Genomic DNA, 7,010 nt, shown 5'->3' with positions numbered 1-7,010 from the left:
CCAACGATCTGATCGACGAGTACATCCACTTCTATAACCACGAGCGGCTCCAGACAAAGACTGGCCTGGCTCCGCTCTCGCTTCGCCAGGCCAGTCTTTGATTCGCTTGCTCTACCCCTTGCAGGCCTCTTTTTTGTACTGTCCGCACAATATGGGGCGGTTCATTTTCCGTGACAGGAGAGGCGGGGACCTGCTGTTTTATTCGCCGGTAAAGCTGTCGCCGTCCGGGGGTAGCTCGGCGGTGGTCTCTGCGGATTCGGGAACCGCTGTGCGGGGCACGCCGCGATAGACCAGGGCCTGTTCCAGCACTTCGGCACAGACCGGGGCCGCAATGGTGCCGCCGGCAGTGGTCCAGCTGTGGGGCTCGTCAATACAGATCAGACAGAGCATCTGGGGATCGTTGATGGGGGCCACCGCCACAAAAGAGGCGATGCGGGCTTTGGGGTCGTCGCTGTCCAGCTTTTGGCTGGTGCCGCTCTTGCCGCCCACCCGGTACCCTGCAATCTGGGCATTCTGGCCGCCGCCGCTGGTGACCACGGCCTCCATCATCTGGCACATAATGGCTGAGATCTCGGGCTTGATGACCTGTCGGGTGCAGTTGGGCTGGGTTTGGCTCACGACAGAACCGTCGGCGCTGCGGATTTCCGAGACCACATAGGGCCGCATCAGCCGCCCGCCGTTGACAATGGCGGCCACCGCTGCCGCCATCCCAATGTAGCTCACCTTGCTGCTCTGGCCGAAGGAACAGGAAGCCAGTTCCACAGGACCCATCCGGTCGGCGGTGTAATAGAAGCTTTTGGTGGGCTCTGCGGGCAGGTCAATGCCGGTGGCGCCCCGCAGCCCAAAGGCGGCAAAATAGTCGCAGAAGGCTTCTTTTCCCAGGCGGGCGCCAATTTGGATGAAACTCTGGTTGCAGGAGTTCATCAGGGCTTCGGTGACAGTCTGGACTCCGTGCCGCCGCCGGTTGGCGCAGTGAAACCGCGTCCCGGATACCGAGATGGATTCCCCGCAGACAAAGGTGTCGGTGGGGGCGATGGCGCCTGCGTCCAGGGCCGCCGCGCAGGTGATGAGCTTGAAGACGCTGCCCGGCTCGTACAGGTCGCTGACCGCTTTGTTGCGCCATTGGGTCTGCTGGGCCAGCTGCAGAGCGGCGCTGCGCTCCTCGCCGGTGAGGGCGTCCACGGCGGCCCGGGCGGTGTCGTCGTAGATGATCCGGGGCTGGTTGGGATCGTAGGCGGGGGTGGTGGCCATGGCCAGCACGGCCCCCGTGTTGACGTCTAGAACGATTCCCACCCCGCGGGCGGCGGCGCTGTGCTCCTGCACCGCGTAGCCCAGGGCGTTTTCCAGATAGCGCTGGATGTTGGAGTCAATGGTCAGCACCAGAGAGTCCCCCTCCACAGGGGGCTGCTCCACGGCATAGCTCTGTTCCAGGGTGTAGCCCCAGGCGTTCACTGCCGTCAGAACCAGGCCGTTTTCCCCGGTGAGAACCTGGTCGTATTCCAGTTCCAGCCCCGAAACGCCGGCGTTGTCCACGTTGGTAAAACCCAGCACCGAGGCCAAAAATGTCCCCTCGGGATACCAGCGCTTGGTGTCCTGGTTGATGCGGATGCCGGTGACTCCGTTGTCCTCGCAGAAGGACCGGACGGCGTCGGCGGTGTCCCGGTCTACACGGTACCGCAAAAGGCAGTCGTTGGAGGAGCGGTCGCTGAATTTTTCCAGTAAATCCGCCGCATCCAGGTCTAGAATGTGGGCCAGAGACTGGGCGGCCAGCTCCAGTTTGTCCTCCGGCATCTCCCGGGGAGAGGCCCGCAGGGTCCAGCAGCTGGCGTTGGAAGCCAGCACCATCCCGTCGGCGCTGTAGATTTTGCCCCGGTCGGCGGGGACCACCGTGTCCTGCAGCTGCTGGCCCAGGGCCCGCTGGGTGTACCAGTCCTCGCTGACTAGTTGGAGCCAGGCCAGCCGTGCGGCCAGGCCGGTGAAACAGATGGCGCAGAATACCCCCGCCACCAACCGGGCCCGCAGGCGGAAACTGCGGTCGGGCAGGCTGCGCTCTTGGGGCTGCGGCATAAAAATCCCCCCTTTTCCCTCTACTGTATGCGGCGCATTGCCGCCGGCATGACTAAGCCGGGGCGACTCTGCGTACAATATCCTGGAAGGGAGGCGGTGCGCTTTGGCAGAAGATGCAACGGCACGGTGGAATCCCACGGCCTTGGCCAAGCGGCGGGGACTGACAACCTCATATCCTCTGGACCTGCCGTTTCTGGTGCTGGTGCTGACTCTGGTGGGGTTCGGGCTGGTGATGCTGTTCAGCGCCAGCTATGCGGTGGCCCTCTACCGGCGCGGGGATGCCTATGCCTACATCCGGCCCCAGCTGCTGTATGCGGCGCTGGGCCTGATCGCCATGTGGCTGGCCAGCCGGGTGGATTACCATATCTATCACAAGCTGGCCTGGCCGGTGCTGGGGGTGTCCCTGGTGCTGCTGGTGCTGGTTTTGTTCATGCCGGAATACAACGGCTGCAAGCGCTGGCTGGTGATCCCCGGGGTGGGAACATTACAGCCCAGCGAAATCGCAAAGTTCGCGGTGGTGCTGGCTTTTTCCCATATTATTTCCCTCAATGCCAGCCGAATGAAAAGCTTTTCGGTGGGGGTGCTGCCCTTTGGCCTGGTGCTGGGGATGGTGGCGGTATTGATGCTGCTGGAACCCCACCTGTCGGGCACCCTGCTGATTCTGGGCATTGGGGCGGTGCTGATGTTTGTGGGCGGCACCGGGATGAAATGGTTCATCCTGGCGGGGGCCGGGGCGGTGGGCGCCGTGGGCGCGGCGGTGGCCGTCATGCCCGACCTGGTGCCCTATGCTGCCAGCCGCCTGGCCTCCTGGCTGGACCCCTTTGCCGACCCGCTGGGGGACGGCCATCAGACCATCCAGAGCCTGTATGCCATCGGCTCGGGCGGGGCCACCGGCCTGGGTCTGGGCAACAGCCGCCAGAAACATATGTTTGTGCCGGAACCCCAGAACGACTTTATCTTTTCCATTGTCTGTGAGGAGCTGGGCTTTGTGGGGGCGCTGGCGGTGGTGACCCTCTTTGTTCTTTTGCTGCTGCGGGGCATCACCCTGGCCGTCCACGCCCCCGACCGGTTCGGCGGGCTGCTGGTGGTGGGCTTTGTGGTCCAGGTGACCATGCAGGCGGCTCTGAACATTGCGGTGGTCACCAACACCATCCCCAACACCGGCATCAGCCTTCCCTTTTTCTCCTCCGGCGGCACCAGTCTGATGATGCTTCTGGGCGAGATGGGGATTGTCCTGTCGGTGTCCCGGCAGGAGAGTTAGACGGCGACTTTTTTGGACAAATTCCGCGGGTAATTCCCCCGGTGGTTTTCCGGGATACAATCGAGGCTCTTTTCTCACACCAAACCCCCGTTTTGCATACCGTAGGGTATCTTTTGCGAAACGGGGGTATTCTTATGGGCAGAACGATGACGGTGCAGGGCGGGCGCTCTTTGTATGGGACGGTGGAGGTTCCTGCGGCCAAGAACAGCGTGCTGCCTTTGCTGGCGGCCAGCCTCCTGTGCGGCGGGCCGGTGCGGCTGGAACAGGTGCCGCGGCTGTCGGATGTGGAGGACTGTCTGGGCATCCTGCGGGCGGTGGGCTGCGGGGCGGCCTGGGAGGGGGAGGACGTGGTGGTCGGCGGCCCGCCCTCCTGCTGTCGGATGCCTCTGGCCGAGACCGCCCGGATGCGGGCGTCGGTGCTGTTTGCAGCGCCCCTGCTGGCCCGGCTGGGCCGGGTGGAGACGGCTCTGCCCGGCGGCTGCCGGATCGGAGCCCGGCCGGTGGATTGGCACCTGGCGGCCCTGGAACAGATGGGAGCTCAGATTACCCAGGCGGGGGACCGGCTGGTGCTGACCGCTCCCTGGGGACTGCGGGGAACCGAAATCTGTCTGCCGGGGCCCAGCGTGGGGGCCACCGAGACGGTGCTGCTGGCGGGATGCACCGCCCGGGGCGAGACCATCCTGCACGGCGCGGCCAGAGAGCCGGAAATTTGTGATCTTGCGCAGTTTTTGAACCGGTGCGGCGGAAAAGTCCAGGGGGCCGGCACCGACGAAATCCACATTCAGGGGGTGGGGGCGCTCCATGGGGCGACCTACCGCCCTATGCCCGACCGGATCTGTGCCTCCACCCTGGCCTGCGCCGTGGCGGCGGCCCGGGGCTGGATTACCATTGCCGGGTGCAGCCCCTCCCTCTATGGGCCGGTGCTGGATGTGCTGGAGCAGGCAGGCTGCACCGTCAGCCGCACCGCCGGCAGCGCCACGGTGGGCCGGATGGGCAGCCTGCAGGGAGCCGGCCGCCTGGTCACCGGGGGATACCCGGCCCTGGCCACCGACGCCGCGCCCCTGGTGGCGGCGGCCCTGCTCTTTGGGGAGGGAACCACCGTCCTGGAGGACCGGGTGTTTGAGGCCCGTTTTGGCTGCGCCGAGGGCTTTGCGGCCATGGGGGCCCAGGTGAAGGTGGAGGGCCGGACGCTGCGGATTCGGGGCGGGCGGCCCCTCCGGGGAGCGGCGGTCACCGCCTGCGATCTGCGGGGCGGGGCGGCCCTGGTGGTGGCGGCTCTGGGGGCGCAGGGCAAAACCAGGATCGCCGGGTGCGAATATATCGCCCGGGGTTATGCCTCTCTGGGGGAAATGCTGACCGGTTTGGGGGCACGAATTGAGTAGGAAATACGGATGTGAAGAAACAAATTCCAAAAAAGCGCCTTGAAAAGAAAAAAACAACTTGCAATCAAGGCCAAAAGATGATAGGATAAACTTGTATAACTCACGAGAGTTTTATCTGTGCGGCTGGGGACAACAGGACCAGGGCTTGGCGGCACGGTGACCATATTGCCTGACGGAGGAACAAAACTATGGCTTTGATGCTTGACGAAGAATTGGACGAAAACGTTACCACGATTAAAGTGGTAGGCGTGGGCGGCGGCGGCGGCAACGCCGTGAACCGGATGGTGGCCGACGGTCTGCAGGGCGTGGAGTTCATCGCGCTCAACACCGACCAGCAGGCCCTGACCAAGAACCATGCCACGGTGAAGGTGCAGCTGGGCTCCAAGCTGACCAAGGGCCGTGGTGCGGGTGCAGATCCCGAGGTGGGCCAGCGCGCCGCCGAGGAGAGCAAGGACGAAATCGCCAATGTGCTCAAGGGGGCACAGATGGTGTTTATCACCGCCGGCATGGGCGGCGGCACCGGCACCGGTGCAGCTCCCGTGGTGGCTGAGGTTGCCCATGACCTGGGCATCCTGACGGTGGGCATTGTCACCAAGCCCTTTGCCTTTGAGGGCAAGCGGAAGATGGGCCTGGCCGAGCAGGGCATCGCCAATCTGCTGATGCACGTGGACAGCCTGATCGTCATCCCCAACGAGCGCCTGAAGATGATCAGCCAGGAGAAGATCACCCTGATGAACGCCTTCCAGGCCGCCGACAATGTGCTGCGCCAGGGCGTCGAGTCCATCTCGGCCCTGATCAACGTGCCCGCCTTCATTAACCTGGACTTCGCGGACGTCCGCTCCATCATGAAGGACGCCGGCTACGCCCACATGGGCACCGGCAGCGCCAAGGGCGCCGGCAAGGCAGAGAATGCCGCCAAGGCCGCCGTCAGCAGCCCGCTGCTGGAGACCAGCATCGCAGGCGCCCACGGCGTCATCATCAACATCACTTCCAGCCCCGACATCGGCCTGGAGGACATCGAGACGGCCGCAGGTCTCATCACCCAGAGCGCACACCCCGACGCCAACATCATTTGGGGTACTGCGTTTGATGAGAACCTGTCGGATGAGATGCGGATCACTGTGGTGGCCACCGGCTTTGAAAACCGGACCGGTGACGCTCTGCGCTCGGCTCTGGACAGCGCCAGCGCCGGCTCTGCTGCGTCCAGCGCGGCGGCTTCTTCTTCCACCAGCAGCGGCGCTGTCTTCAACGCCGACGGCACGGCTCCCGGCTCTGCCAAGCCCGCCCCCGCTGTGGAGGAGGAGAACACCGATAACCGGTACTACGATGAGCTGCTGGCCATCCTGAACAAGCGCAAGTAAACACATCGGATAACGACACGTAAAGGGAAGCGGCTATGACGGAGGAGATGCTTCGGCTTTTGGCGGTGCAGAACCGCGAGAAGGAGAATCTTCTTTTGTGCATTGACCGCGCCTGGGGAATTTGTGCCCGGCAGGCCCGCCAGGCCCGCCGCAGGCTGCGCCGTTTGGAGGGGGTGCTGGCTTTGACGACCGAAGAGATCAAACTACAGCCGGACGCATCCGTGCCGGCGGCGGAAGAACCCAGACCGGGCGAGACCCAGCTGGAGGCCCTGAGCCGCCGGCTGGCAGCCGCCCAGCAGGAGATCCGGCAGTACGAGACCAAGCTCTTTGCCTGTGACCGGGCCATCCTGGCCCTGAAAAAGGAAAACGCCGAGCTGACCGCCCTGTGCAACAAGGCGCGGGAGCTGGGCTTTGTCCCGGAGGAAGAGGAGAACACCGGTCCCTTCTGGCCCGACGGCCTGGGCCCGGCCCCCAGCGAGGAGCGCCCAGCGGCAGAGGAGGAGCCGGCCGAGCCGGCGGCCTTCGATGAGCCGGAGGACGAGCCCGCCTGGCTTGCGTCGCCCATGGAACTGCTGGAGCCCCCCGAGCCCCGCAAGGCCCCGGTGATGCTTCCCCCTGAGCCGGAGGAAGAACCCCGGGAAGCGGCGGCCCCTGCGGCCGAGCAGCCGCCGGTCCGCAGGCGCGGCCCGCTGGACGACATGACCTCTCAGGTTCTGGGCCAGCTGGATCTGCTGATGCAGAAGGAGCATATCCCTCTCAAGCAGTCCGCCTATCTGCGGGGAAAGATGGATTGACCCCGCCCCATTCGAACCCCAAAGCCCTGCCGGACCTGAACCGAACCAGTAAAAACAGACAATAGACAAAACGCCCCCTGTGTAGGAAAATAAACCTATACAGGGGGTGTTCGTATGTCCAGACAAAAATACACACATATCCAAG

The 7,010-nt window shown here is 64.4% G+C and carries 5 protein-coding genes; 4 read left to right on the top strand and 1 reads right to left on the bottom strand.

The window, feature by feature from the left end; translation table 11 throughout:
- Positions 1-198: 198 nt before the first annotated feature.
- Positions 199-2,067, bottom strand: a complete 1,869-nt coding sequence (locus tag B5F27_RS15410) for a penicillin-binding transpeptidase domain-containing protein (RefSeq protein WP_087368956.1) — start codon at positions 2,065-2,067, stop codon at positions 199-201.
- 103 nt (positions 2,068-2,170) lie between these two features.
- Between B5F27_RS15410 and B5F27_RS15405 the strand changes: the two genes are divergently transcribed.
- The 4 genes from B5F27_RS15405 (at position 2,171) to B5F27_RS15390 (ending at position 6,865) form a co-directional block, all read left to right on the top strand.
- Positions 2,171-3,328 carry a putative peptidoglycan glycosyltransferase FtsW gene (locus B5F27_RS15405; protein ID WP_242962217.1) on the top strand — a complete coding sequence of 386 codons (1,158 nt, stop codon included), beginning with the start codon at positions 2,171-2,173 and terminating at the stop codon, positions 3,326-3,328.
- 134 nt (positions 3,329-3,462) lie between these two features.
- On the top strand, positions 3,463-4,710 hold the full coding sequence (murA, locus tag B5F27_RS15400; protein ID WP_087368955.1) for a UDP-N-acetylglucosamine 1-carboxyvinyltransferase: 1,248 nt from the start codon (positions 3,463-3,465) through the stop codon (positions 4,708-4,710).
- Between the two features lie 188 nt (positions 4,711-4,898).
- Entirely contained in the window at positions 4,899-6,071 is a 1,173-nt protein-coding gene (ftsZ, locus tag B5F27_RS15395) for a cell division protein FtsZ (RefSeq protein ID WP_087368954.1), read from the top strand.
- A 35-nt stretch (positions 6,072-6,106) separates the two neighbouring features.
- Positions 6,107-6,865 carry a hypothetical protein gene (locus tag B5F27_RS15390; RefSeq protein ID WP_143405383.1) on the top strand — a complete coding sequence of 253 codons (759 nt, stop codon included), beginning with the start codon at positions 6,107-6,109 and terminating at the stop codon, positions 6,863-6,865.
- The last annotated feature ends 145 nt before the right edge of the window (positions 6,866-7,010 follow it).

It is taken from the genome of Faecalibacterium sp. An192 (assembly GCF_002160175.1).
Classification (GTDB): domain Bacteria; phylum Bacillota; class Clostridia; order Oscillospirales; family Ruminococcaceae; genus Faecalibacterium.
This window is presented reverse-complemented; position numbering and strand designations above follow the sequence as displayed.